Annotated in this window: 20 protein-coding genes; 18 read left to right on the top strand and 2 right to left on the bottom strand. The window is 54.5% G+C overall.

The window, feature by feature from the left end:
• The first annotated feature begins 239 nt into the window (after positions 1-239).
• From efeU to phoH, 5 genes are all read left to right on the top strand, one after another.
• Complete coding sequence (gene efeU / locus RAHAQ2_RS12215; RefSeq protein ID WP_015697531.1) at positions 240-1,091, top strand: iron uptake transporter permease EfeU; 852 nt, start codon at positions 240-242, stop codon at positions 1,089-1,091.
• A 43-nt stretch (positions 1,092-1,134) separates the two neighbouring features.
• Positions 1,135-2,262 (top strand): iron uptake system protein EfeO, encoded by a 1,128-nt coding sequence (gene efeO / locus RAHAQ2_RS12210; protein WP_015697530.1) that lies wholly within the window; start codon positions 1,135-1,137, stop codon positions 2,260-2,262.
• Positions 2,263-2,317: 55 nt separating this feature from the next.
• Entirely contained in the window at positions 2,318-3,613 is a 1,296-nt protein-coding gene (gene efeB / locus RAHAQ2_RS12205) for an iron uptake transporter deferrochelatase/peroxidase subunit (RefSeq protein WP_015697529.1), read from the top strand.
• A 261-nt stretch (positions 3,614-3,874) separates the two neighbouring features.
• Positions 3,875-4,291 (top strand): hypothetical protein, encoded by a 417-nt coding sequence (locus tag RAHAQ2_RS24935; RefSeq protein ID WP_015697528.1) that lies wholly within the window; start codon positions 3,875-3,877, stop codon positions 4,289-4,291.
• 60 nt (positions 4,292-4,351) lie between these two features.
• Positions 4,352-5,140, top strand: coding sequence for a phosphate starvation-inducible protein PhoH (gene phoH, locus RAHAQ2_RS12200; RefSeq protein ID WP_015697527.1), 789 nt, complete (start codon positions 4,352-4,354; stop codon positions 5,138-5,140).
• A gap of 112 nt (positions 5,141-5,252) precedes the next feature.
• Here phoH and chaA read toward each other — a convergent pair whose 3' ends face one another.
• Positions 5,253-6,353: a sodium-potassium/proton antiporter ChaA gene (chaA, locus tag RAHAQ2_RS12195; RefSeq protein WP_015697526.1), complete on the bottom strand. Its 1,101-nt coding sequence runs from the start codon at positions 6,351-6,353 to the stop codon at positions 5,253-5,255.
• 465 nt (positions 6,354-6,818) lie between these two features.
• On the opposite strand from chaA, the gene chaB reads away from it, so the two are divergent.
• The 9 genes from chaB to RAHAQ2_RS12150 all read left to right on the top strand — a co-directional run bounded on the left by chaB (position 6,819) and on the right by RAHAQ2_RS12150 (position 17,164).
• Complete coding sequence (chaB, locus tag RAHAQ2_RS12190) at positions 6,819-7,052, top strand: putative cation transport regulator ChaB (RefSeq protein WP_013575762.1); 234 nt, start codon at positions 6,819-6,821, stop codon at positions 7,050-7,052.
• A 351-nt stretch (positions 7,053-7,403) separates the two neighbouring features.
• Positions 7,404-8,093 (top strand): gamma-glutamylcyclotransferase, encoded by a 690-nt coding sequence (locus RAHAQ2_RS12185; RefSeq protein ID WP_015697525.1) that lies wholly within the window; start codon positions 7,404-7,406, stop codon positions 8,091-8,093.
• 287 nt (positions 8,094-8,380) lie between these two features.
• Positions 8,381-9,949: an ABC transporter substrate-binding protein gene (locus RAHAQ2_RS12180; RefSeq protein WP_015697524.1), complete on the top strand. Its 1,569-nt coding sequence runs from the start codon at positions 8,381-8,383 to the stop codon at positions 9,947-9,949.
• Entirely contained in the window at positions 9,949-11,001 is a 1,053-nt protein-coding gene (locus RAHAQ2_RS12175) for an ABC transporter permease (RefSeq protein ID WP_015697523.1), read from the top strand. The genes RAHAQ2_RS12180 and RAHAQ2_RS12175 overlap by 1 nt, the downstream gene beginning before the upstream one ends.
• A gap of 14 nt (positions 11,002-11,015) precedes the next feature.
• Complete coding sequence (locus RAHAQ2_RS12170; RefSeq protein WP_049796153.1) at positions 11,016-11,885, top strand: ABC transporter permease; 870 nt, start codon at positions 11,016-11,018, stop codon at positions 11,883-11,885.
• Positions 11,875-12,744 carry an ABC transporter ATP-binding protein gene (locus tag RAHAQ2_RS12165; RefSeq protein WP_015697521.1) on the top strand — a complete coding sequence of 290 codons (870 nt, stop codon included), beginning with the start codon at positions 11,875-11,877 and terminating at the stop codon, positions 12,742-12,744. Before RAHAQ2_RS12170 ends, RAHAQ2_RS12165 begins: the two co-directional genes overlap by 11 nt.
• Entirely contained in the window at positions 12,737-13,414 is a 678-nt protein-coding gene (locus RAHAQ2_RS12160) for an ABC transporter ATP-binding protein (RefSeq protein WP_015697520.1), read from the top strand. The genes RAHAQ2_RS12165 and RAHAQ2_RS12160 overlap by 8 nt, the downstream gene beginning before the upstream one ends.
• A 249-nt stretch (positions 13,415-13,663) precedes the next feature.
• Positions 13,664-15,238 (top strand): ABC transporter substrate-binding protein, encoded by a 1,575-nt coding sequence (locus RAHAQ2_RS12155; RefSeq protein ID WP_015697519.1) that lies wholly within the window; start codon positions 13,664-13,666, stop codon positions 15,236-15,238.
• A 222-nt stretch (positions 15,239-15,460) separates the two neighbouring features.
• Positions 15,461-17,164 (top strand): chloride channel protein, encoded by a 1,704-nt coding sequence (locus RAHAQ2_RS12150; RefSeq protein ID WP_015697518.1) that lies wholly within the window; start codon positions 15,461-15,463, stop codon positions 17,162-17,164.
• Positions 17,165-17,186: 22 nt separating this feature from the next.
• On the opposite strand, the gene RAHAQ2_RS12145 is transcribed toward RAHAQ2_RS12150, so the two are convergent.
• On the bottom strand, positions 17,187-18,206 hold the full coding sequence (locus tag RAHAQ2_RS12145; protein ID WP_015697517.1) for a transporter: 1,020 nt from the start codon (positions 18,204-18,206) through the stop codon (positions 17,187-17,189).
• Positions 18,207-18,591: 385 nt separating this feature from the next.
• Between RAHAQ2_RS12145 and RAHAQ2_RS12140 the strand changes: the two genes are divergently transcribed.
• The 4 genes from RAHAQ2_RS12140 to narI are packed head-to-tail and all read left to right on the top strand — an operon-like array spanning position 18,592 to position 25,287.
• Complete coding sequence (locus RAHAQ2_RS12140; protein WP_015697516.1) at positions 18,592-22,356, top strand: nitrate reductase subunit alpha; 3,765 nt, start codon at positions 18,592-18,594, stop codon at positions 22,354-22,356.
• Positions 22,353-23,888: a nitrate reductase subunit beta gene (narH, locus tag RAHAQ2_RS12135; RefSeq protein ID WP_015697515.1), complete on the top strand. Its 1,536-nt coding sequence runs from the start codon at positions 22,353-22,355 to the stop codon at positions 23,886-23,888. The genes RAHAQ2_RS12140 and narH overlap by 4 nt, the downstream gene beginning before the upstream one ends.
• Positions 23,888-24,610: a nitrate reductase molybdenum cofactor assembly chaperone gene (gene narJ, locus RAHAQ2_RS12130; protein WP_015697514.1), complete on the top strand. Its 723-nt coding sequence runs from the start codon at positions 23,888-23,890 to the stop codon at positions 24,608-24,610. The genes narH and narJ overlap by 1 nt, the downstream gene beginning before the upstream one ends.
• On the top strand, positions 24,607-25,287 hold the full coding sequence (gene narI, locus RAHAQ2_RS12125) for a respiratory nitrate reductase subunit gamma (RefSeq protein WP_015697513.1): 681 nt from the start codon (positions 24,607-24,609) through the stop codon (positions 25,285-25,287). Before narJ ends, narI begins: the two co-directional genes overlap by 4 nt.
• The last annotated feature ends 67 nt before the right edge of the window (positions 25,288-25,354 follow it).

Genomic DNA, 25,354 nt, shown 5'->3' with positions numbered 1-25,354 from the left:
CTTTTATACCACTCAGACCGGGGGCATTCAGGCCCCGGTTTTCAGCATTTTCTGCCGCATAAGCTTCCCGTCCTGATTTTTTCATGTGTATTTACCGAACCCCCCTTCAAAAAAAGGATCGGTTGCCTCTTGTATTTCTTTTGGCAAGAATGATAATCACTATCGTTTCTTTTTACTTTTCTTTACAGAGGCCTCATACATTCTGTTGTTCGTCAGAATGGAGGGCTCGGGAGCTCGTCATGTTCGTTCCGTTTCTCATTATGTTTCGCGAAGGGCTGGAAGCGGCGCTGATCGTCAGCCTGATTGCCAGCTACCTCAAACGGACGCAACGCGGGCAGTGGCTCGGTGTGGTCTGGATTGGCGTTTTCATCGCCGCCGCACTGTGTCTGGCGCTCGGTCTTTTCATCAACGCCACCACCGGTGAGTTTCCGCAAAAACAGCAGGAGCTGTTTGAAGGTATCGTCGCGGCCGTCGCGGTGTGCATCCTGACTTACATGGTGTTCTGGATGCGCAAAGTGTCGCGGTCTATCAAAGTGCATCTGGAAGGGGCGATTGATCATGCGCTGAATTCCGGTCGCGGTCAGGGCTGGGCGCTGGTCGCGATGGTGTTTTTTGCGGTTGCGCGTGAAGGGCTGGAATCGGTGTTTTTCCTGCTGGCAGCCTTCCAGCAAGACGTCGGTATCGAAGCGCCGATCGGCGCAATGCTCGGGCTCGGCGCAGCCATTGTGCTGGGTTTCCTGATCTACTACGGCGGGGTGAAACTGCATCTGGCGAAGTTCTTCAAATGGACCAGCCTGTTCATTCTGTTTGTCGCCGCCGGGCTGGCTGCGGGGGCTATCCGCGCTTTCCACGAAGCCGGATTGTGGAACCGTATGCAGGACATTGCCTTTGATCTGAGCGGTACATTATCCACACACTCTTTATTCGGCACGTTGCTGGAAGGGATGTTCGGCTATCAGGAGGCCCCGACGGTCAGTGAAGTTGCGGTGTATTTCCTGTATCTGATCCCCGCACTGTTCCTGTTCTTTAAACCACAGGGTAAATCGCCTGTGGTCGCGCCGGCCTCTGCCGGGCAAAAAACACAACGTTGATCCTTAAACCTTTCATCATCTTGCCTTTGTCACGGAGTTGTACATGCCACATTTTCGCCGTAAAGCTTTACAGACTGTACTGTTGTCCCTGCCGGCTTTCGCGCTGAGCGCCAGTGTGCTGGCTGCTGATGTTCGTCAGGTTAAAATTGCTGTTAACGACAAACAATGTGAACCGATGGCGCTCACCGTGCCCGCCGGTAAAACCCAGTTTGTTATCCATAACAACAGCCAGAAAAACCTGGAATGGGAAATTCTGAAAGGCGTGATGGTGGTGGAAGAACGTGAAAACGTGGCGCCGGGCTTCACGCAGAAAATGACGGCTAACCTCGAACCGGGCGAATACGACATGACCTGCGGCCTGCTGAGCAATCCGAAAGGCAAACTGACGGTCACTGCTGAAGGTACGGCCGCTTCCGGCAAGCCTGACGCCATGGCGCTGGTCGGCCCGATTGCGGAATACAAAGTGTATGTGACTCAGCAGGTGGCTGAACTGGTGGCACATACCAAAGCCTTTACGGACGCGGTGAAGAAGGGCGATCTGGCGAAAGCCCAATCCCTTTACGCGTCGACCCGCGTTTACTACGAGCGCATCGAACCGATTGCCGAGCTGTTCTCTGATCTGGACGGCAGCATCGATGCCCGTGAAGATGATTTCGAGAAAAAAGCCGAGGATCCGAACTTCACCGGTTTCCACCGTCTGGAGAAAATCCTCTTCGCGGACAAAACCACCCAGGGCACCGGACCGTTTGCTGACAAGCTGTACACCGATACCGTTGATTTGCAAAAACGTATCGCAGACCTGACCTTCCCGCCAAGTAAAGTGGTCGGCGGCGCAGCGGGCCTGATCGAAGAAGTGGCCGCCAGCAAAATAAGCGGCGAAGAAGATCGTTACAGCCGCACTGATCTGTGGGATTTCCGGGCCAACCTTGATGGCGCACAGAAAATTGTCAACCTGCTGCGTCCGTTGCTGGTCAAAGCCGACAAACCGCTGCTGGATAAAATCGACGCCAACTTCAAAACCGTTGATGCGCTGCTGGATAAATACAAAACCAAAGACGGTTACGAGAATTACGAAAAACTGTCTGATGCGGACCGTAACGCAATGAAAGGTCCTATCACTACGCTGGCGGAAGACTTGTCCAAACTGCGCGGTGTGCTTGGTTTAGATTGATATCTTTAGCGCCTCCCCCTGCGCAGGGGGAGGCGCGTCACACCGAGGCATGGCAATGAGCAACAAAAACGATAATCAGAACGACGTTTCTTCTTCCCGCCGCAGTTTACTCAAGGGCGTGGGATTGTTAGGCGGGGCATTTGCCCTGGGCGGCGCAACCACGGCGCAGGCTGAGAAAACACCCGGAGCAAAGAAAGAATACACGCCAGGCACCGTTTCCCCCGATGAACGCTGGGGCAGACAACCTTATTATGGCGAGCATCAGGCAGGGATTTTAACGCCGCAACAGGCGTCGATGATGCTGGTTTCCTTTGACGTGCTGGCCACCAGCAAAGCTGATCTGGAGCGTCTTTTCCGTCTGCTTGATTCACGGTTTACCTTTCTGACCAAAGGCGGCACCGCACCTTCAATGGATCCGAAATTCCCGCCCATGGATTCAGGGGTAATGGGCGCAGAAATCTACCCGGACAACCTGACCATGACGCTGTCCGTCGGGGATTCCCTGTTTGATGAGCGCTTCGGACTGGCACCGCATAAGCCTTTGAAATTACAACGCATGACGCGTTTTCCGAATGATTCACTGGATGCCAAACTCTGTCACGGTGACCTGTCATTGCAAATTTGCGCCAATAACAGCGATACCGTGGTGCACGCGCTGCGTGACATCATCAAATACACCCCCGATTTACTCAGTGTACGCTGGCGTCGGGACGGTTTTATTTCGTCCCACGCGGCACGCAGTCAGGGTAAAGAAACGCCGATTAACCTTCTGGGCTTCAAAGACGGTACGGCCAATCCGGATGCCAAAGATAAAACGCTGATGGATAAAGCCATCTGGGTGACAGACGGTCAGGGCGAACCGGCGTGGACGGTCGGCGGCAGCTATCAGGTCACGCGTCTGATCCCGTTCAAAGTGGAATCCTGGGACCGCACGCCGCTGCAGGAGCAGCAGTCTATTTTCGGGCGTAACAAAGCGACCGGCGCACCGCTGGGGATGGAAAAAGAGCACGATGTACCGGATTACGAAAAAGACCCGGAAGGCAAGACCATCCCCCTCGATGCGCATATCCGTCTGGCGAATCCGCGCACTAAAGCCACCGAAGACAGCCTGATGTTGCGCCGTGGCTATAGCTATTCCCTGGGCGTGACTAATTCCGGGCAACTGGAAATGGGACTGGTATTTGTCTGTTATCAGCACGACCTGGAAAAAGGTTTCCTGACCGTGCAGAAACGCCTGAACGGCGAAGCACTGGAAGAATATATCCGCCCTAACGGCGGCGGCTTTTTCTTCACGTTGCCGGGTGTGCCGGACGAAAAGCATTATCTAGGCCAGTCGCTGATAGAAGCCTGACACTGCGCCTCCCCCTGCGAAGGGGGAGGCATTAACAGTGACTTCCTCAATGAAAAGAAAAATAATCTGCTGAGCTGAGAGAAATTCAGTACAGGTAAAGAGGATCTGAAAAAGATCCTCATGATCCTATTGACGTCAGCCACAAACTTTTTTACATTTTGGTAACGCAAATGTTTCAGCTGTCATTATACTGACATTTATAAGCGGTAGTTTTCACAAGGTGTACGGCAGGTGCCGTTAATAACACTGCGGGGAGCGCGAATGGTAAAGTCCATGTTTGGGCTGTTGATCGAAAATAACACACTTCTCTCATTCACTCGTTGTTGTCGCTTAAATGCAAACGAGGGCCAGGCTTCCGACTCTCTAATATTTCAACCTTTACTATCAGCTTTTTCCTGCCACTTGCTGCAAAAAAACTCATCCACTCAACCTCAACCCTGTTCTTTAACTGACCCCGTAAATATTGACCAAAATGATGTGAATATCACTGGCTTTTATTCTGGAATTTTCATTGTATGGGTCAGCGGTTTGTCATTATTGACACTTTTGACAATGCCTCCTCGTGAACAGAAAAAAACCAAAAGACTTTCCGTTAATCCCTTTGGTTTCTTTTCCTCTTCACGTTATTCATTGGCTTCACTTGGTCTAAAAGGAGACCAAAACCTCATTTGTGAGTGAAACATAACCGTGCGGGCATTATGCCTTAGCGTTAAGTGAATCAAACTGTAAGGTGCCACTATGGGAAGACAGAAAGCAGTGATCAAAGCTCGTCGTGAAGCAAAACGTGTTATTCGTAGTGATTCACGTAGTCACCGCCAGCGCGAGGAAGAATCTGTGACGTCATTGGTACAGATGGGCGGTTTGGAATCGATCGGCATGGCTCGCGACTCCCGCGATACGTCCGTCATCGAAGCGCGTACTGAAGCTCAAGGTCATTACTTATCAGCCATAGAGAATAAGCAGTTAATTTTTGCCACCGGTGAAGCCGGTTGCGGCAAAACATTTATCAGCGCTGCGAAAGCGGCAGAGGCATTAATTCACAAAGAAATCGACAGGATTATTGTGACGCGCCCGGTATTGCAAGCCGATGAAGATCTCGGTTTCCTGCCCGGTGATATTTCTGAGAAGTTTGCCCCTTATTTCCGTCCGGTCTACGACATTCTGTTACGTCGTCTGGGTTCATCATTCCTGCAATATTGTTTGCGACCGGAAATAGGAAAGGTTGAAATTGCGCCATTCGCTTATATGCGCGGGCGTACTTTCGAAAATGCAGTGGTTATTCTGGACGAAGCTCAGAATGTCACGGCCAGCCAGATGAAAATGTTCCTGACCCGTCTCGGTGAAAATGTGACGGTGATTGTTAACGGTGATATTACCCAGTGCGATTTACCACGTGGCGTAGTATCGGGGCTCAGCGATGCGCTATCCCGCTTCGAAGAAGACGAGATGGTCGGCATCATTAAGTTTGGTAAGCAGGACTGCGTCCGTTCCGAGCTGTGCCAGAGAACGTTGAACGCTTATTCATAAACCCCCATCAAAATGCAAAAGGCCGCTCAGTTGAGCGGCCTTTCTTTTATCATTCTTCATTAAATCAAAATCATTTGGGTTGCATCAAGGCGGCAACCCGAAGGATGAAGATTTAAAGCATTATCAGCATCATGTAGGCGCAGAAAAGGGCCAGATGTGCCGTACCGTTTAATACATTGGTACGGCCAGTGGAGAAGGAAATCTGACATAAAATCAGCACCGCCAGCATCACCACAATATTCGCCGGATCAAGGCTGAAAATCAGATCCTGACCTGTCAGGGTGGCGATGACGGTCACCGCCGGTACGGTCAGTGAAATTGTCGCCAGCACGGAGCCGAAGAATAAATTCATCGCACGCTGTACCTGATTTTTCAGTACCGCTTTCAGTGCGCCCAGACCTTCCGGTGAAAGGATCAGTAACGCGACCAGAAAACCGGTGAACTGCGCGGGTGCATTCAGTTCTGTCAGCAGGCTTTCCAGCGGATTGGCGTTGAACTTGGTCACCGCGATAACCAGCACCAGATGGACTATCAGCCACAGCGTGTGTGTCAGGTTGCTTTTTGACGACGGTTTACCGTGACCATCTTCTTCGCCTTCATCTTCATGCTCGTAGATAAACAGGCTCTGATGGGTTTTGGTCTGGATAAGCAAAAATACGCCGTACATGGCGGCGGAAATCACCGCGACAAACAACGCCTGTGGCGTCGAGAAATTGCCCGCCGGCAACGCGGCAGGCAGCACCAGCACAATCACCGCCAGCGGGAATATCGCCATCAGGTACTGTTTGATACCGCCGAGATTCACATATTGCGTGGCAAATTTGCGCCCGCCCAACAGCAGGGCCACGCCCACCAGACCGGCGGTCACAATCATGATGATCGAGAACAAGGTGTCACGCATCAGCGCGGGAGCGGCGTCGCCGGTCGCCATCAGGGCCGAAATCAGGCTGACTTCGAGGATGACGACGGAAAGGCTGAGGATCAGCGACCCGTACGGTTCGCCCAGACGATGTGCCAGTACGTCGGCATGACGTACCACGCTGAAAGCGCTGGCGAGGATACCGACCAGCGCAATTAAATTGATGCCGACAACCGAGGCAAAGTTACTGCTGTTGCCCCAGAGGACGAGAACGATAAGGGCTGCGATGGGAAAAACCAGGGAGTATTCCTGATGGCGGGTTTTGATTTTTGGATGTTCCTGTGAAGACACCATGATGATTATTCTCCTTATAAACGCTCACGTAATAACAACCGCCTGTCAGTTGTCAGCAAAATGCATAGCAGCATAAAGGTGTAACCCTTTAAGTATAGTAGATAAAATAATCTATTAACAGAATAATATTGTGGTTAAGACATAAATAATATCATAGCTGTTGTTTATGGCTGCCTGTTGTTGATTAACTGGCTAAAAATACATAATTAACTCGTGTTGTTAAAATATTAAGTCAATTTAAAACAAGAGCTTACTTATTGTTTGTATGAATATGGAGGCTATGCGTCAATTTATGTAAATAATGATGATACCCACACTATTTTGGCGTGAAAGCGTGTCGTCAGCGGCCCGATAACGAGAATAATCTGGCAGAGTCCTTTGAGGGTAGCAGCTAGACTTAACGCTGTGCGCAAACGTGCACACAAAGACTGTCACAGCCATGAACGCAATGAAAAAGGAACGACTATGCCTTATCAGAACCGCTCAGCGTTGCCTGAATCCGTGCGCAATGTGCTTCCCGCCCATGCGCAGGACATCTATAAGGAAGCGTTTAACAGTGCATGGGATGAGTATAAAAAACCTAAAGACCGGCAGGGCGATGACTCCCGGGAGGAAACGGCGCATAAAGTGGCCTGGGCCGCGGTGAAACACGGATATAAAAAAGGGGATGACGATAAGTGGCATCCTAAGAAATCCTGATGTTAACGGCAGGTGAGGGAGATCCCGCACCTGCCAGAACGCCCGTTCTGCCCCGCGCTTTCCCGCTGTTTTTGATGTATTCCCTTCTGAAATATCAACATTCATGCAATGTTCATAAAATAATCACTTTATTTTCGTTTTGTGATCGCTCTCAACCTTGATTGCAACGAAAGAAACGAATAAGGTTTCATCCAGCAGGGGTATACGAAACTTCCTAATAAATCTTCCCCGCCGCCTGAAGCTCAGGCGAAAACTGTCCGATAACCTCACAAGATGAAACCCACGATAACGGAGAACACAGCGTTAACAGCATGGCATGTTCAAAAGTAAGTCGTACCGAAGGGGGAATGAATGTTAACTCGAGATTTCCTGCGTAACGCAGATTGCAAAACAGCATTCGGCAGCATTGATGAATCGATGCTGCTGACCCCTGAACAGCGCGCCGCCTCTCTGAGCTGCACGCTGGCGCGTCGCCCCGATAACAGCCCGGTCTGGATTTTTGGTTACGGTTCACTGATGTGGAACCCGGTTTTTGATTCGGAAGAGGCGCGTCCTGCTACATTGCACGGTTATCATCGTGCTTTCTGTTTGCGTCTGACCTCCGGGCGCGGAACCCATGCGCAACCCGGCCGTATGCTGGCGCTGCGGGATGGCGGAAAAACCACCGGTCTGGCGTTCCGTCTGCCGGAAGACAAACTTCTCGATGAACTCGAACTGCTGTGGAAGCGCGAAATGCTGACCGGCTGTTATCGCCCGACCTGGTGCGAACTGGATCTCGACGATGGCCGCAAGGTGACGGCGCTGGTGTTCATTATGGATCCCTCGCATCCGCAATATGAGGCCGATACCGATTATCAGGTTATTGCGCCACTGATTGCGCAGGCCAGCGGCCCCCTCGGCACCAATGCGCAATATCTGTTTGCCCTGGAAAAAGAGCTGAATAACTACGGCATGCGTGACGACTGCATGAGTGAACTGGTTAAACAGGTGCGGTTGCTGTTGTCTGTGTCTCCCGGTTTTGATGTCCCGGGACTGAGTTAAATTCTCGTCTGGTGTGACCGGCTGTGCGGGTATTGCGTACAGCCCGTCTGATTAAAAATCCCCGTTTTAAGCGCTTGTCTTTTCCCTGCCCGTTAAGTGGGTATTTCCCGTTGTTTTGTACAGTAACAATCCGCCCCCATCCCCCGTCCTGCCTCTTTAATAACCAATCAGATAACGTTATGCAAAATTCGCATAACGATAGTATTTATCAGACTTTCTGGTAGGTTGAAGAAACTTTACACTCAACAAAATCTTAGCAATTTCGCTACGTTGGAGAGTCTGTCTTGATGAAAGCTTTATTACCGTCCGTCCTGTTTACGGCTATTGCGGCTACTTTCGCTGTCCAGGCTGCCACGCCGCCGGATACGCTGGTTATCGCACAATCCATTGATGACACTTCCAGTTTTGATCCGGCGCAGGGCTTCGAACTGACCACGGTTCAGGCTTTCAATAATATTTATCAGCGTCTGGTGCAGTCTGACCCGAACAACCCGATCGATTTAAAACCGACGCTGGCGGCCTCCTGGGAAACCGGCAAAGATAACCGCAGCCTGACTTTCACGTTGTCACCGAAAGCCACCTTTGCCAGCGGTAATCCGCTGACGGCCGACGACGTGATCTTCTCGTTGTCACGCGTGGTGAAGCTGAATCTCGAACCATCGTTCATCCTGACGCAACTGGGCTGGACCGATAAAAACGTCGATACCTTCCTGACTAAAATCGATGACCAGCATGTGAAAATCAGCTGGACGGCAGATGTCAGCCCGTCGTTTGTGCTGAGCCTGCTGTCTGCGCCGGTATCCTCGATTGTCGACAGCAAACTAGTGAAAGCTAACGCCACCGCCGACGACCTCGGTCACCAGTGGCTGAGCAACCATTCTGCCGGTTCCGGCCCGTACCAGATCCGCAACTACATTCCGCATGAAGTCGTGATTCTGTCCGCGAATCCGACCTCGCCGGAAGGCGCGCCGAAGCTGAAAACCATTCTGATTAAAAACGTACCGGATCCCGCCGCCCGCCGTCTGCTGATCGAACAGGGCGATGCCGATATGGCGCGTAATCTCGGTTCTGACCAGATGGCCGCACTCGCCGGTAAAAAAGGCGTTAAGCCTCTGGCGATCCCGTATGCCTCGTTGTACTTCATGCAGTTCAATGCCAAAGCTTCTCCGGCGCTGGGGAATCCGGCCTTCTGGGAAGCCGCGCGTTACCTGTTCGATTACAACCACATTGCGCACGATCTGATGAAAGATCAGTTCCAGGTGCATCAGGCCTTCCTGCCGGAAGGTTATCTGGGCGCGCTGAACGACACGCCATACACCTATGACCCGGCGAAAGCCAAAGCGATTCTGGCAAAAGCCGGGCTGACCAACGTCAGTTTCACGCTCTCTACTGCCAATCAGCCACCGTATCTGGACATCGCACAGGCATTGCAGGCCAGCTTCGCGCAGGGCGGCGTAACGGTGAAACTGGATCCGGGCCTGAGCTCGCAGATCTCCACCAAGGTGAAATCACACAATTACGACGCGTACATGTCTTCATGGGGGCCGGATTACTTTGACCCGAACACCAATGCTTCGGCGTTTGCTTTCAACCCGGAAGATGGCAGCAAAACGCTGGCATGGCGTGCCAACTGGTCAATCCCGGCGCTCAATAAACTGACGCTGGCCGCCATTGCGGAACCGGATCAGGCCAAACGCGTGGCGGATTACCATCAGTTGCAGCTGGAAGTGCAGAAAAACTCGCCGTTCGTGATTGGCCTGCAAGCCAAAAGCCTGATTGCCGTACGCGACAACATCAAAGGTTACGTGCAGGGCATTAACCCTGACATGGTCTTCTACAGCAAGGTCACCAAGTAATGACAGACAGTTCAGCACCCGCCGGATTCGTCCGGCAGGGTTGGCGCTGGTCAGGCCGTTTGCTGACCGGCGTGATTTCACTGGCGCTGACGTTACTCGGTCTGCTGGCGTTTACGTTTACGCTTTCCCATCTCGCCCCGATTGACCCGACGTTGCAGGTGGCGGGCGATCATGCCAGCGAAGCCACCTATGCGCAGGTGCGTCGCGATTTAGGTCTCGATCAGTCGGTACCGGTGCAATTTGTCCGTTATCTGGAAAATCTTGCACACGGCGATATGGGCATCTCCCGTATCACCGCGCAGCCGGTGGCCAGTGACTTAATGCGCACCTTCCCGGCAACGGTTGAACTGGCGACCTGTGCGATCCTGCTTGGCGGCACGTTCGGCATCCTGCTGGCATTCCTGGCGGTGTGGAAACCGGGAAGCTGGCTGGATAACGTGGCGCGGCTGGTATCTCTGCTCGGGTATTCCGTACCGATTTTCTGGCTGAGCCTGCTCGGCCTTTTGCTGTTTTACGCCGTGCTGCACTGGGCGGGCGGGCCGGGCCGGCTTGATGACCTGTATATGTACACCATGACGCCGCGCACCGGTTTTGTGCTGATTGATACCTGGCTTTCCGGCGACCGCGACATGTTTTACAACGCCATCAGCCATTTATGGTTGCCGGTAACGGTGCTGGCGATGTTGTCGATGGCGGGTATTACGCGCCTGCTGCGTGCGTCGATGCTCGGCGAAATGAATAAAGAATATGTGATTCTGGCGCGGTCTAAAGGGGCTGGCAGGATGCGTGTTCTGCTTTGCCATGTCTTCCCGAACGTACTCGGCACGCTGATCACGGTGCTGACGCTTTCCTACGCCAGCCTGCTCGAAGGCGCGGTGCTGACGGAAACCGTCTTTGCCTGGCCGGGTGTCGGACGTTACCTGACCACCGCACTGTTCGCTGCGGATACCCCGGCAATTCTTGGCGCTACGCTGCTGATCGGCACCTGCTTTGTGCTGCTTAATGCGCTGGCTGACGCCCTTACTTATCTGCTCGATCCGCGAACCCGGTAGTTTCTATGACTCAAATGATCCCTGAACAACCCACGCAGGTTGAGGCCGACGCCGAAACCTCTGTCTGGAAACCCGCCCGGCGCATCACCACGTTTTCCGTGGGGCTGGTGCTGGTGGCTATTCTGGTGCTCACCGCGCTGCTCGCGCCGTGGCTGGCACCGTTTGACCCGAACATTCAGCACATCGAATTGCGCCTGCTGCCACCCTCGGAAACCCACTGGCTGGGCACCGACGGTTTTGGCCGCGATTTGCTCTCGCGTGTGGTATATGGCGCGCGCCCGACGCTGCTGCTGGTGTCACTGATTTTACTGCTGACCATTCCGGTAGGGCTGCTGATCGGTATCAGCGCTGGTTACATTGGCGGCTGGTATGAGCGCATTGTGATGCGACTGACTGATATCGTGATGTCCTTGCCCAGTCTGGTGATGGCGCTGGCGCTGGTGGCGATCCTTGGCCCCGGCCTGATGAACGGCGCACTGGCGCTGGCCTTCACCAGCTGGCCGCCGTTTGCGCGACAGGCGAGGGCAGAGACACTGGCACTTCGCCGCAGCGATTATCTGGCGGCGGCGCGGATGCAGGGCATCGGCGGGCTGCGTCTGATGTTCGGCCATATTCTGCCGCTGTGTCTGCCCAGCGCCGTGGTGCGTGCGGCGCTCAGCCTCGGCGGCATTATTCTGGCTTCCGCCGGTCTGGGCTTCCTCGGCATGGGTATCCAGCCACCGACTGCCGAATGGGGCTCGATGGTTGCTGAAGGCAGCAAAGTGATTTTCGATCAGTGGTGGGTCGCCGCTGCACCGGGCGGGGCAATTCTGTTTGCCAGCCTGGCTTTCAATCTGCTGGGCGATGGCCTGCGTGACAAAATGGATCCGCGACATGGCAACTGATTTTTCACATAACGACAAACTTGTCGCAAAAGATCTCACCATTTACCTGCCGGGTGAACGTCCGCTGGAACTGGTGAAATCCCTGTCATTCAGCGTCGGACAGGAGCGCGTGGCCCTGGTCGGCGAATCCGGCTCCGGCAAATCCCTCACCGCCCGTGCGCTGATGGGGTTGCTGCCGCATCCGTGCAAACTGCGTGCGTCGCAGCTGACGCTGGGTGATAACGATCTGACTACGCTCAGAGAACGCGAGTGGAGTCAGTTGCGCGGTAACCGCGTGTCGATGGTCATGCAGGATCCGAAACATGCGCTGAATCCGACGCAAAAAATCGGCAAGCAGGTGGAAGAACCGCTGCGCCTGCACACACGTCTTAGCCGTAAGGAACGTCAGGAAAAGGTCACCGAGATGCTGAATGCGGTCGGTCTGCCGAATCCGGCTTTCCTGCAACAGCAGTATCCGCATCAGCTTTCCGGCGGGATGGGGCAGCGCGTGATGCTGGCGATTGCACTGATTAACGATCCGCAGTGGCTGATTGCCGACGAACCCACTTCCGCGCTGGATTTCGATATGCGTGAGCAGGTTCTGGGGCTGATCGAGCGTTTAGTCGGGCAGCGCAATATGGGCCTGATTTTGATCAGCCACGACCTGCAACAGGTCGCACATTATTGCGAGCGCGTGCTGGTGATGTACAAAGGCGAACTGCTGGACGAACTTCCCGCAGATCAACTGGCGAATGCCACGCACCCGTACACTCATACGCTGTGGTCGTGCCGTCCGAGTAAATTTACTCACGGTGAACGCCTGCCGGTGCTGGATCGCGCGCTGCTGGCTTCTTTGAAACAGGAGCCGCGCCATGAGTGAGGTTATTGCTGAACTGCATCAACTGAGCGTGTCACATCGTCAGGGATACGAAACCCGCACGGTGGTGCATAACGTCAACCTGACCATCAGCAAAGGGGAATGTTTCGGGCTGGTCGGGCCGTCCGGTTGCGGAAAATCCTCATTGCTGTGGGTACTGGCTGGCCTGAACGGACACTGGGACGGCAGCCTGACGCTGCTTGATCATCAGTTGAAACCCGGTAAACCTTTTACCGGTAGCCTGCGCCGCGACGTGCAGATGGTTTTTCAGGACCCCTATGCCTCGCTGCATCCCAAACACAAACTGGTACGCACGCTGGCAGAGCCGCTGAAAATTCTCAAAGAGCAGGACATCGAACAGAAGATTGCCGAAGGTTTCCGTCAGGTGGGGCTGGATCCGACGCTGATGAACCGTTATCCGCACCAGCTTTCCGGTGGTCAGCGTCAGCGCGTGGCCATTGTCCGCGCACTCCTGCTTAAACCGAAACTGCTGCTGCTCGATGAGCCGACATCTGCCCTCGATATGTCCGTGCAGGCGGAAATCCTTAATTTACTCAACGATCTGAAAGCCAGCAGTGACCTGACCATGATTCTGGTCAGTCACGATGCCGACGTGATTGATCATATGTGTGACCGGGCAGTGCATATGGCGAAGGGTTACGTGCTCAGTTGATCCCCCGTCATCCTTCGCACTGGGTCAGCGTTGGCTGTCTTCGTAAACCCGGGTCACATACTTGTGTATGCTCCCAGGGATTTACTCAGTTGCCGCCTTGATCCAGTACGAATGATTTAGGGGTAGTCCTGGAATCAATTTCCTTAATCTAATTTATTAAATAACAAAGCTTTATTTCATTGTTCGGGCCTTGCCGCTGCACCTCTACACTCGGAAAAACTGTCTTTTCACCTGTGGAGATCGACCTCAATGAAAGTACGTGTTCCTTCCCTGTTATTTTTGCTCATGATGGCGGTAACCCGCGTGGATGCGGCGACCCCTGCGGATACGCTGGTGGTGGCCGGTTCGCTTGAAGGTATTATCAGCCTGGATCCGGCGGAGAGTTTTGAAACCGTCAGTTCCGGTAATCTGGTCAACCTGTATCAGCAACTGGTGGTTTCAAACCGCCAGCATCCCGACCAGCTCGAACCTGACGCCGCCAGCTGGCAGCCGGGACCGGACGCGCACAGCCTGATCTTTACCCTCAAGCCGGGGCAGAAATTTGCCAGCGGCAATCCGCTGACTGCCGACGATGTCATCTACTCCTTTACCCGTGTGGTCAAACTCAATAAAAGCCCGTCGTTTATTCTCGGCGAACTCGGCTGGACGCCGGAAAATGTCGACGGCAATCTGAAAAAACTGTCTGACGATAAACTACAACTCAGCTGGCCTGCGGATATCGGCAGCGGTCTGGTGCTGAGCATTTTATCCGCACCGGTGGCGGGCATTGTCGACAGCAAACTGCTGAAAGAGCATGTCGATCAGAACGATTTCGGTAACAGCTGGCTGCGTTCACGCTCTGCGGGCAGCGGCGCATTTGAAGTGCGCAATTATGTGCCTCACGAAGCGTTAATCTTCAAACGTAATCCGAACGCTAAGCCGCTGGCAAAACTTGAAAATGTGCTGTTTAAAAATGTCGGTGATCCGTCTACCCGCCGTCTGCTGGTTCTTAACGGCGATGCGGACCTGGCATACGATTTAGGTGCGGATCAGTTCAGCTCGCTGCAAAAAGAGAAGGGCGTACATGTCGCACAGTTCCCGGCGGCGAAAGTGTTTTATCTGGCGTTTAACGTCGGCGATACCTCCCAACCGGCGCTGGCGAATCCGGCACTCTGGGAGGCCGCCCGCTGGCTGGTCGATTACCAGGGGATTTCGACAGACCTGCTCAAAGGCCAGTACGGCATTCATCAGACCTTCCTGCCGGACGGTTTAGCCGGTGCCATTGACGATCAGCCGTTTAAATATGACGTTGCAAAAGCCAAAGCGATTCTCAGTAAAGGCGGTATTGCACCGGGGACTAAAATTGATTTAATCGTGATTAACCAACCGCCCTATTCCGATATCGCGCAGGCATTGCAGGCCAGCTTTGCCAAAGCCGATATCAATTTAGTGGTGCATCCGCTGGTGGAAAGCGACGTACTGACCCGCATGCGTGCGCATAAATTCCAGTCGATCTTCACTTACTGGGGCGCGGATTACCTCGACCCGAATACCAACGCCAGCACCTTCGCCTATAACGTGCCGGGCGGTCCGAAAACTCTGGCGCAGCGTATTCAGTGGGTAATCCCGGAAATCAGCAAACAAACCCGCGCAGCGGCGGCGGAATCCGACCCGGCCAAACGCAGGGCGCTGTACGCAGATTTACAACGTGAGTTGCAGAAAAACTCACCCTTTGTGGTAGCGCTGCAAAGCAAGTTGCTGGTGGCAATCCGCGATAATGTGAAAGGCGCGAGTCAGAATGTGGCGGGGAGCCAGTTGTATCTGGATACGATCAGTAAGGAATAAGGGGAGCCTTATACTCCCTTCTCGCGGTCCCCAGGCCACAGGTCCGGGGACTCTCCTTTCAGCAGGGTCTTGATTGAGCCATTGAGGTTTGTCTGCAGCAGGTTTTTCATGACTTTTTCATAATTCGATTTTAAGCCGCGCCCCGGGTTGCGTCGGGCTTATAAGCATGATAATGATTTCCTTCGCTATTCTGCCAGCCACTTTTCCGACCACTGAGATCTTATGCGCCTGAAAGCTTTCAACCCTGACGCCCTGCAAAAAGGTGATCTGATTAACCTGCTGATCGCCATTCCCGCCGGGATTATTGCCGCGCTGGTGACCATCGCTTTTCGCGGGGCGATTTCGGGTATTAACGGCCTGATGTTCACCGATGGCAGCGACATCACCAAAGCTTTCAATGAATATCCCAAAATTGTCTGGCCGCTGATCACCACGGCTGGGGGCGTGATTGCCGGTTTTATCCTGATCCTGGCGCTGCGCTACGAAAACAAGCACGGCAAGATGCCGGATTATCTGGATGTTATCGATCAGCGCCTGCCGGGTATTCCGGTTGTCAGTACCGTGCTGCGCGGGCTGTCGTCGCTTGCCAGTATTGCCAGCGGCGGTTCAATCGGTCGCGAAGGTGCAATGGTGCAGTTATCCGCGCTGAGCGGCAGTTTGCTCGGGCGGTTTTCGCGTTTTAAAAGCGTACATCAGTCAGATATTATCGCCATGGCCGCTGCGGGCGGGCTGGCGGCGGTGTATCACGCTCCGTTTGCCGGCGCGCTGTTTGTGGCGGAAATCGCCTTTGGGGTGACCGCTGTTCAGCGCCTGATCCCGCTGTTTATCTCCGCGTCGGTCGCGGTGCTTACCGTGCGGTCGCTGACCAGTTACGCGCCGCTGTATTTGTATTCTTCCGCCTCGTTCAGCCCCTCTTTTGGCGCGATTTTTACCGTGCTGATTATCGGCATGGCGACGGGGATCCTCGGGCCGTTATTCATCTCATCAATCGATAAAGTGCGCCAGTGGATGAAACCCATCTCGCATCCCGCGCTGCGTCTGGGCCTGGGCGGGCTGGGCGTCGGGCTGGTGGCGATGATTTCGCCGCGGGTGCTCGGCAACGGTTTCGAGGTGATTGATTTAATCCTCAATAACGGCGATTTGCAGACGTCATTACTGGTGCTGCTGATCCTGAAAATTGTCGCCACGGCGATCACCATCGGGTCCGGTGCGGTCGGCGGGTTGTTTACGCCGTCGTTACTGATTGGTGCGGCGGGCGGGGCGCTGGTGTGTACTTTCCTGCAATGGCTGGGGTTCGATCCCGGTCCGGTCGGGTTATATGCCGCGATCGGCATGAGTGCATTGCTGGCGGCGACCAGTCACGCGCCGCTGATGTCGATCATGATGGCGTTCGAAATGACCCTCAACAGCTCGCTGTTGTTCCCGCTGATGCTGGCGACGGCGATTTCTTATGTCGTGGCCTCGCGCCTGAAAGTCGGCGGCACGTATCCGGTGCTGACACGGCACAACGCGCGGTTCGCAGCGAAAAATGCTTTTGAATACAGCACGGTGGCATCGCTGATTTCGCCTTGTTCAAAAATGTACGTCGATGCCTCGCTGTCTGAAGTGGTCAGCGAAGGGTTGAAACAGCGCACGCGGTATGTGTACGTGGTGGACAGACAGGAACGTTTTCTCGGCGTGGTACCCACCAATGTGGTGGCGGCCGGGCTTATCGATGGCAGTGTGAAATCTGACAGCCCGATAGACCCGTTTATTGAGCAGGAATTCACGACGATTTTCCAGCAGGCCAGTTACGAACAGGCGTGGGCGATGTTCAGCAATTCGCCGCTTGAACGTTTACCGGTGCTGGAAAACGCCGGATCCCGCCGTCTGCTGGGCGTGATCACCAAAGCCGCGCTGCTGAATAAAGCCAAAGATTTCCTGTAGTTTTTTGTGCGGGCCGCCGCCATCAGTCGTCGTCGCGATGCCTTAATGCATACCAGCCCGTCAGCAGGGTAAACACGCCGACAATCATCACCAGCAAAATAAAACCGTGGTGATTGCTGGCGAGCGGAATGCCTCCGACGTTCATGCCAAAGAAACCCGCCACAATATTGATCGGCAGCGCAAGCACGGTGATCACCGTCAGCACATACAGTGTGCGGTTGCTTTGCTCCATCTGCCGTGAGGTGATTTCTTCCTGCAATAACCGGATGCGTTCGGTCAGTGCGATAAGGTCATTCAGCACCACGGAAAACTCCTCGGCAAATTGCCGTAAATCCTGTACCACAGCGGGTGCTATCCAGGTGGGAGGACGGTTCAGCAGGCGGAAAAGTGCGGTCGGTTCCGGTGCCAGTAAACGCTGAAACCGCAGCAGCATCCGGCGCAGACGCCCCAGATCGGCGCGGTTCTTTTTGACGTGATGACTCAGCAGCCGCTCTTCAATGGTATCCACGTACTGATTGGCACGCCGTACAATCTGCTCCAGTAAATCTTCCTGTTCCTCTAAAAGATGCACCAGCAGCGCGGTCGGCGTGGTGATGTTCAGATACTCCAGCCGTTTGAATAACTGCTCGATCAGTCTGACCGGTTTGTGGCGCGCTGTGACCACCAGTTGCTGATGGCAACTCAGCCACAACGTCGACGCTTCATCGCTGGTTTCATCCGGGCGGAAAATCACGTCGTTGAGCACCGCCAGCAACGTCTCATCGAGCCGTTCAATGCGCGTACTGCGCGAGCCTTCGCGGATTTCCTCGAAAAAGGGCTCGCCGACACCAAAATGCTTTTTCAGCCATTTTTCTGACATGGCGTGATTGAGGTTGACGTGGATCCAGACGAATCCTTTGTCGTGGCAAATCTGCTGCCAGGCTTCCTGAACCTGTTGTGAAGAAACGCGTTCGGCAGGGCGGTCCGGACGAAAAACGAAACCGTATATCATTCCGGTAACTTCATCGTTGAAATTGAGTACGGCGGGTTTTTCTGTCTGCATTAAAGGTTTCTGGTGGCGAAAGCAGGTTGTTCTATTACGCCAGACATCGGCATAAATACAATAACCTCCCGCCTGATTTCACAATTTTGTCACATTCAAACAGCCTTACCCCCAATTTTCCGTCAGATGATGTCACTCCCGCCTTTTTGTTTTCTTTCCGAAATTATTACCCATAAATCATAAAGTTAACTCTGTTTAAATTTGTACCTCTTTGGGGGTATCTGGCGTTATGTAAATAAATACATGACGCGAAGGCGTTGATCGCAATCAAGTAGAAGGCTCCCGCGCGTGCATACCCTGAGCCCATATTGAGCAATGTAGTTGTATTCCCCGCCATTCACATAATGACAAAGCGCAATGAAGCCTTTGCACAGGAGAGTTCCGGATGAGCAAGTTTCTTGACCGGTTTCGCTATTTCAAACAGCTAGCTGAACCCTTTGCTGACGGCCACGGCCAGACGCTGAATACCAATCGCGACTGGGAAGACGGCTACCGCAGCCGCTGGCAGCATGACAAAGTGGTCCGTTCCACGCACGGTGTGAACTGCACCGGTTCCTGTAGCTGGAAGATTTACGTCAAAAACGGCCTGGTGACCTGGGAAACCCAGCAGACCGACTATCCGCGCACCCGTCCGGACTTGCCAAACCACGAGCCGCGTGGTTGCCCGCGCGGGGCCAGCTATTCCTGGTATCTCTACAGTGCAAACCGTCTGAAATATCCGCTGATGCGCAAGAAACTGATCCAGTTATGGCGTGAAGCCAGACTGAATTACAGCGATCCGGTCGATGCCTGGGGCTCGATTGTCAGCCAGCCGGAAAAAGCCAAAGAATATAAAGCTGCACGCGGTCGCGGTGGTTTTGTGCGTTCAAGCTGGCAGGAAGTGAATGAACTGATTGCCGCGTCCAACGTGTATACCGCCAAAACCTTCGGCCCGGACCGCATTATTGGTTTTTCACCCATTCCGGCGATGTCGATGGTGTCATACGCTTCCGGCGCACGCTATCTGTCGCTGATCGGCGGCGTGTGTCTGAGTTTCTACGACTGGTATTGCGATTTGCCACCGGCTTCTCCGCAAACCTGGGGCGAGCAAACCGACGTGCCGGAATCGGCTGACTGGTACAACTCTTCTTATATTATCGCCTGGGGTTCCAACGTTCCGCAGACCCGTACGCCGGACGCCCACTTCTTCACTGAAGTGCGTTACAAAGGCACCAAAACTGTCGCCATTACGCCGGATTACGCGGAAATCGCCAAGATTTGCGACCAGTGGCTGGCGCCGAAACAGGGTACCGACAGCGCGCTGGCGCTGGCGATGGGCCATGTGATCCTCAAGTCCTTCCATATCGATAATCCGAGCCAGTACTTCACCGACTATGTGCGCCGCTACACCGACATGCCGATGCTGGTGATGCTTGAACCGCGTGAAGACGGTTCGTATGCCGCAGGCCGTATGCTGCGTGCGTCTGATCTGGTGGACAATCTCGGTCAGGAAAATAACCCGCAATGGAAAACCATCGCCTTCGATGAAAACACCGGTGAACTGGTGTCGCCGTTAGGCTCGATTGGTTACCGCTGGGGCGAAAAAGGCCAGTGGAATCTGGAATCCCGCGAAGGGAAAGACGGCGCAGATGTCAGCCTGAGGCTGAGCCTGCTTGACGATCATGATGAAGTCGTCAACGTTGGCTATCCGTACTTCGGCGGCGCGGTCAGCGAGCATTTCAACAGCGTGGCGCTGGATGAAATTCTGATGCACAAGTTGCCGGTCAAACGCCTGCCACTGGCGGATGGCAGCACCGGTCTGGTGGCCAGTGTTTACGACCTGACGCTGGCAAACTACGGCATCGAACGCGGTCTGAACGATGAAAACTGCGCGCAACGCTATGATGAAATCAAAGCCTATACGCCAGCCTGGGCCGAGAAAATCACCGGTGTTTCTCAGCAGAACATCGAGCGTATCGCCTATGAATTTGCTGATAACGCCAATAAAACCCACGGTCGTTCGATGATCATTGTCGGTGCCGGGATGAACCACTGGTATCACCTCGACATGAACTACCGTGGTCTGATCAATATGCTGATCTTCTGTGGTTGCGTCGGTCAGAGCGGTGGCGGCTGGGCCCACTACGTCGGGCAGGAAAAACTGCGTCCGCAAACCGGCTGGCAGCCGCTGGCGTTTGGCCTCGACTGGCAGCGTCCACCGCGCCAGATGAACAGCACCTCGTTCTTCTACAACCATTCAAGTCAGTGGCGTTACGAAACCGTCGCGCCACAGGAGTTATTATCTCCGCTGGCGGATAAATCCAAATTCACCGGCAGCATGATTGACTACAACGTGCGCGCTGAACGCATGGGCTGGCTGCCGTCTGCGCCGCAGCTCAACGTTAATCCGCTGCACATTGCCGGACAGGCGAAAGCTGCCGGTTTATCACCGGCTGATTTTACCGTGGCAGCGCTTAAAGACGGCAGCGTGCGTTTTGCGGCGGAACAGCCGGACAATCCGCAGAACTTCCCGCGCAACCTGTTCGTCTGGCGCTCCAACCTGCTGGGGTCTTCCGGTAAGGGCCACGAGTACATGCTGAAATATCTGCTGGGTACCGAACACGGTATTCAGGGGGATGATCTCGGTATTCAGGGCGGCGTGATGCCGGAAGAAGTCGAATGGCAGGCGCAGGGCGGCGAAGGCAAACTGGATCTGGTGGTGACACTTGATTTCCGTATGTCCAGCACCTGTCTGTATTCCGACATCGTGCTGCCGACCGCCACCTGGTACGAAAAAGACGACATGAATACCTCTGATATGCATCCGTTTATTCATCCGCTGTCTGCGGCCGTTGATCCGGCCTGGGATTCGAAAAGCGACTGGGAAATTTACAAAGGCATCGCCAAAGAGTTCTCCCGCGTCTGCGTCGGCCATCTGGGTGTCGAAACCGATATGGTGACCTTGCCGATCCAGCACGATTCCGCCGCTGAACTGGCGCAGCCGTTTGGCGTGGAAGACTGGAAAAAAGGCGAATGTGACCTGATCCCCGGGCGCACTGCACCACACCTGATGGTCGTTGAGCGTGATTATCCGAATACTTACGAGCGTTTCACCTCTGTCGGTCCGTTGCTGGAAAAACTCGGTAACGGCGGCAAAGGCATCAGCTGGAATACTGACAGCGAAGTCGGTTTGCTGAAAAAACTGAATTACACCAAACCGGACGGTACGGCCAAAGGCCAGCCGATGATCAACACCGCCATTGATGCGGCAGAGGTCATCCTGACGCTGGCACCGGAAACCAACGGTCAGGTGGCGGTGAAAGCCTGGGCGGCGCTGAGCCAGAATACCGGTCGCGACCATACGCATCTGGCGCTGAATAAAGAAGACGAGAAAATCCGCTTCCGCGATATTCAGGCGCAGCCGCGCAAAATCATCTCCAGCCCGACGTGGTCTGGCCTGGAAGATGAACACGTTTCTTACAACGCCTGTTACACCAACGTGCATGAGCTGATCCCGTGGCGCACGCTGTCCGGCCGTCAGCAGATTTATCAGGATCACGCGTGGATGCGTGCGTTCGGTGAAAGCCTGCTGGTATACCGTCCGCCAATCGACACCCGCGCGGCGCAGCCGTTGCTGAACGCGAAACCGAACGGTAATCCGGAAATGGCGCTGAACTTCCTGACGCCGCACCAGAAATGGGGCATTCACTCCACCTACAGCGACAACCTGCTGATGCTGACCTTAGGTCGCGGCGGCCCGATTGTCTGGCTGAGTGAAGACGATGCGAAACAGTTAGGTATTGAAGATAACGACTGGATCGAAGCGTTTAACGCCAACGGTTCACTGAGCGCCCGTGCGGTGGTCAGCCAGCGTGTACCGGCGGGGATGACCATGATGTACCACGCGCAGGAACGCATCGTGAATATTCCGGGATCGGAAATCAGCCAGCAGCGCGGTGGTATTCACAACTCGGTCACCCGCGTTTGCCCGAAACCGACCCATATGATCGGCGGTTACGCGCAACTGGCCTACGGCTTCAACTACTACGGCACGGTCGGTTCTAACCGCGATGAATTTGTGATTGTGCGCAAAATGAACCGCATCGACTGGTTAGACGATGAAGGCAATGACTACGTGCAGGACGCCGTGCAACAGGAGAAAGCCCAATGAAAATTCGTTCACAAGTCGGCATGGTGCTGAATCTCGACAAATGCATTGGCTGCCACACCTGTTCCGTCACCTGTAAAAACGTCTGGACCAGCCGCGAAGGGATGGAATACGCGTGGTTCAACAACGTCGAAACCAAACCGGGTCTGGGTTATCCGCACGACTGGGAAAACCAGCAAAAATGGAAGGGTGGCTGGATCCGCAAAATCAACGGCAAACTGCAGCCGCGTATGGGCAACAAAGCCAACCTGCTGCATAAAATCTTCGCCAACCCGCATATGCCGGAAATCGATGATTACTACGAACCGTTTGATTTTGATTATCAGCATCTGCACACCGCGAAAGACAGTAAACATCAGCCGGTGGCCCGTCCGCGCTCGCTGCTGACCGGCAAACGCATGAAGAAAATTACCGGCGGCCCGAACTGGGAAGACGATCTGGGCACGGAGTTCAGTAAACGTTCTGCCGATCAGAACTTCGCCAATATGCAGAAAGAGATGTACGGTGAGTTCGAAAATACCTTTATGGCCTACCTGCCGCGTCTGTGCGAACACTGTCTGAATCCGGCCTGCGTGGCGACCTGTCCGAGCGGCGCGATTTATAAGCGCGGCGAAGACGGTATCGTGCTGATCGACCAGGACAAATGTCGTGGCTGGCGCATGTGCCTGACCGGCTGCCCGTACAAAAAAATCTACTTCAACTGGAAAAGCGGCAAATCAGAAAAATGTATTTTCTGTTATCCGCGTATCGAAGCCGGCCAGCCAACGGTCTGCTCCGAAACCTGCGTCGGCCGTATCCGTTACCTTGGCGTGGTGTTGTATGACGCCGATCGTATCGGCGAAGCCGCATCGGTGGAAAGCGAGAAAGACCTGTACGAAAGCCAGATGAGCATCTTCCTCGATCCGAACGATCCTGAGGTGATTGCACAGGCCGAAAAAGACGGCATTCCGATTTCCGTGATGGATGCCGCGCGCCAGTCGCCGGTCTACAAAATGGCAATTGAATGGAAGCTGGCGCTGCCGCTGCATCCTGAATATCGCACGCTGCCGATGGTCTGGTACGTGCCGCCGCTGTCGCCGATCCAGTCTGCTGCTGATGCCGGTGCATTACCGCACAGCGGCGTGCTGCCGGACGTCGAAAGCCTGCGTATTCCGGTGGAATATCTGGCGAACCTGCTGACGGCGGGCGACACCGCGCCGGTGCTGCGTGCGCTGAAGCGCATGCTGGCGATGCGTCATTACAAACGTGCTGAAACGGTGGATGGCGTAACCGACACCAGTGCGCTGGAACAGGTCGGATTGTCTGCGGCGCAGGCCGAAGAAATGTACCGCTATCTGGCGATTGCCAACTACGAAGACCGTTTCGTGGTGCCTTCCAGCCATCGTGAACAGGCGCGTGAAGCCTTCCCGGAAGCCAAAGGCTGTGGTTTCAGCTTCGGCGACGGCTGCCACGGCAGCGACAGCAAATTTAACCTGTTCAACAGTAAACGCATCGATGCCATCGACATCGGCGCGAAAACAGAAAGGAACAGCTGATGAACAGTTTACGACTCATTGGTTTATTGCTCGATTACCCGTCTGATGAGCTGTGGGAACACCAGCCGGAGCTGCTCGAAGCGGTGGCAGAATCTGCGGAACTGACTGAAGAACAGCGCCACGATCTGGCGCTGTACATCACGGCGTTCTGCAAACAGGATCTGCTGGATGCGCAATCGGCGTACACCGGTTTGTTCGATCGGGGTCGCGCCACCTCGTTGCTGTTGTTTGAACATGTGCACGGCGAATCCCGTGACCGCGGTCAGGCGATGGTCGATCTGATGGGGCAATACCGTGAAGCCGGGCTGGAAATCGACAGCCGCGAGCTGCCGGATTACCTGCCGCTGTATCTGGAATACCTGACCACGCGTGATGAACATCAGGCGCGGGAAGGGCTGCGTGACATCTCACCGATCCTGGCATTACTCAGCGCCCGAATGCAGGAGCGGGACAGTCATTACGCGGAACTGTTTGATCTGCTGCTGACCCTGTCCGGCAGCGATATCGCGACCGCCACGGTGCGTGAGGGGATCAAACAGGAAGCCCGTGATGACACGCCTGCCGCGCTGGACGCGGTGTGGGAAGAGGAACAAATCACGTTCCTTGGCGAGCAAAGCTGTGCGTCGGGTGATGAAACTGCGCACCAGAAACGCTTCGCCGGTGCGGTCGCACCACAGTATCTGAACCTTGATGACACGCCTGCGGGGGAACCACGCAAATGACCGACTTCCTCAACAACTTCTTCTTCAATATCTATCCGTACCTGTGCGGCACAGTATTCCTGGCCGGTAGCTGGTTGCGTTATGACTATGGTCAGTACAGCTGGCGCGCCGGTTCCAGCCAGTTACTGGAGAAAAAAACGCTGCGTATTGCCTCGCCGCTGTTCCACGTCGGTATTCTCGGCATTTTTGCAGGGCACGCTTTCGGGATGCTGACGCCGCACTGGATGTATGAATCCTTCCTGCCGGTGCCGGTGAAACAGCAGATGGCGATGTGGGCGGGCGGTGCCTGTGGCGTGATGACTTTGATTGGCGGCGGCATGCTGGTGTGGCGGCGTCTGAGCAACGAGCGTGTGCGGGCGACTTCCAGTTTTGGTGACATCATGATCATCATTCTGCTGGTAGTGCAATGTGCCCTGGGGCTGAGCACCATTCCGTTCTCCGCGCAGCATATGGACGGCAGCGAAATGATGAAACTGGTCGGCTGGGCGCAGTCAGTGGTGACATTCCGTGGCGGTGCGGCAGCACATCTGGACGGCGTAGCGTTTATCTTCCGCGTGCATCTGGTGCTGGGGATGACGCTGTTCCTGTTGTTCCCGTTCTGCCGTCTGGTGCATATCTGGAGCGCACCGGTGGAATATCTCACCCGCCGTTATCAGCTGGTACGTAATCGTCGCTGATTGACCTTCACGGATTGTGAACGGGCAATTTTGACATAAAAACGAAGGGCGCTATGATGCGCCCTTA

The organism is Rahnella aquatilis CIP 78.65 = ATCC 33071 (genome assembly GCF_000241955.1).
GTDB classification, from domain to species: domain Bacteria; phylum Pseudomonadota; class Gammaproteobacteria; order Enterobacterales; family Enterobacteriaceae; genus Rahnella; species Rahnella aquatilis.
This window is presented reverse-complemented; position numbering and strand designations above follow the sequence as displayed.

Bases quoted from the DNA above. Each gene is read 5' to 3' on its own strand.
- efeU (WP_015697531.1), top strand. From the start codon at position 240: ATGTTCGTTCCGTTTCTCATTATGTTTCGCGAAGGGCTGGAAGCGGCG.
- efeO (WP_015697530.1), top strand. From the start codon at position 1,135: ATGCCACATTTTCGCCGTAAAGCTTTACAGACTGTACTGTTGTCCCTG.
- efeB (WP_015697529.1), top strand. From the start codon at position 2,318: ATGAGCAACAAAAACGATAATCAGAACGACGTTTCTTCTTCCCGCCGC.
- RAHAQ2_RS24935 (WP_015697528.1), top strand. From the start codon at position 3,875: ATGGTAAAGTCCATGTTTGGGCTGTTGATCGAAAATAACACACTTCTC.
- phoH (WP_015697527.1), top strand. From the start codon at position 4,352: ATGGGAAGACAGAAAGCAGTGATCAAAGCTCGTCGTGAAGCAAAACGT.
- chaA (WP_015697526.1), bottom strand. From the start codon at position 6,353: ATGGTGTCTTCACAGGAACATCCAAAAATCAAAACCCGCCATCAGGAA.
- chaB (WP_013575762.1), top strand. From the start codon at position 6,819: ATGCCTTATCAGAACCGCTCAGCGTTGCCTGAATCCGTGCGCAATGTG.
- RAHAQ2_RS12185 (WP_015697525.1), top strand. From the start codon at position 7,404: ATGTTAACTCGAGATTTCCTGCGTAACGCAGATTGCAAAACAGCATTC.
- RAHAQ2_RS12180 (WP_015697524.1), top strand. From the start codon at position 8,381: ATGAAAGCTTTATTACCGTCCGTCCTGTTTACGGCTATTGCGGCTACT.
- RAHAQ2_RS12175 (WP_015697523.1), top strand. From the start codon at position 9,949: ATGACAGACAGTTCAGCACCCGCCGGATTCGTCCGGCAGGGTTGGCGC.
- RAHAQ2_RS12170 (WP_049796153.1), top strand. From the start codon at position 11,016: ATGATCCCTGAACAACCCACGCAGGTTGAGGCCGACGCCGAAACCTCT.
- RAHAQ2_RS12165 (WP_015697521.1), top strand. From the start codon at position 11,875: ATGGCAACTGATTTTTCACATAACGACAAACTTGTCGCAAAAGATCTC.
- RAHAQ2_RS12160 (WP_015697520.1), top strand. From the start codon at position 12,737: ATGAGTGAGGTTATTGCTGAACTGCATCAACTGAGCGTGTCACATCGT.
- RAHAQ2_RS12155 (WP_015697519.1), top strand. From the start codon at position 13,664: ATGAAAGTACGTGTTCCTTCCCTGTTATTTTTGCTCATGATGGCGGTA.
- RAHAQ2_RS12150 (WP_015697518.1), top strand. From the start codon at position 15,461: ATGCGCCTGAAAGCTTTCAACCCTGACGCCCTGCAAAAAGGTGATCTG.
- RAHAQ2_RS12145 (WP_015697517.1), bottom strand. From the start codon at position 18,206: ATGCAGACAGAAAAACCCGCCGTACTCAATTTCAACGATGAAGTTACC.
- RAHAQ2_RS12140 (WP_015697516.1), top strand. From the start codon at position 18,592: ATGAGCAAGTTTCTTGACCGGTTTCGCTATTTCAAACAGCTAGCTGAA.
- narH (WP_015697515.1), top strand. From the start codon at position 22,353: ATGAAAATTCGTTCACAAGTCGGCATGGTGCTGAATCTCGACAAATGC.
- narJ (WP_015697514.1), top strand. From the start codon at position 23,888: ATGAACAGTTTACGACTCATTGGTTTATTGCTCGATTACCCGTCTGAT.
- narI (WP_015697513.1), top strand. From the start codon at position 24,607: ATGACCGACTTCCTCAACAACTTCTTCTTCAATATCTATCCGTACCTG.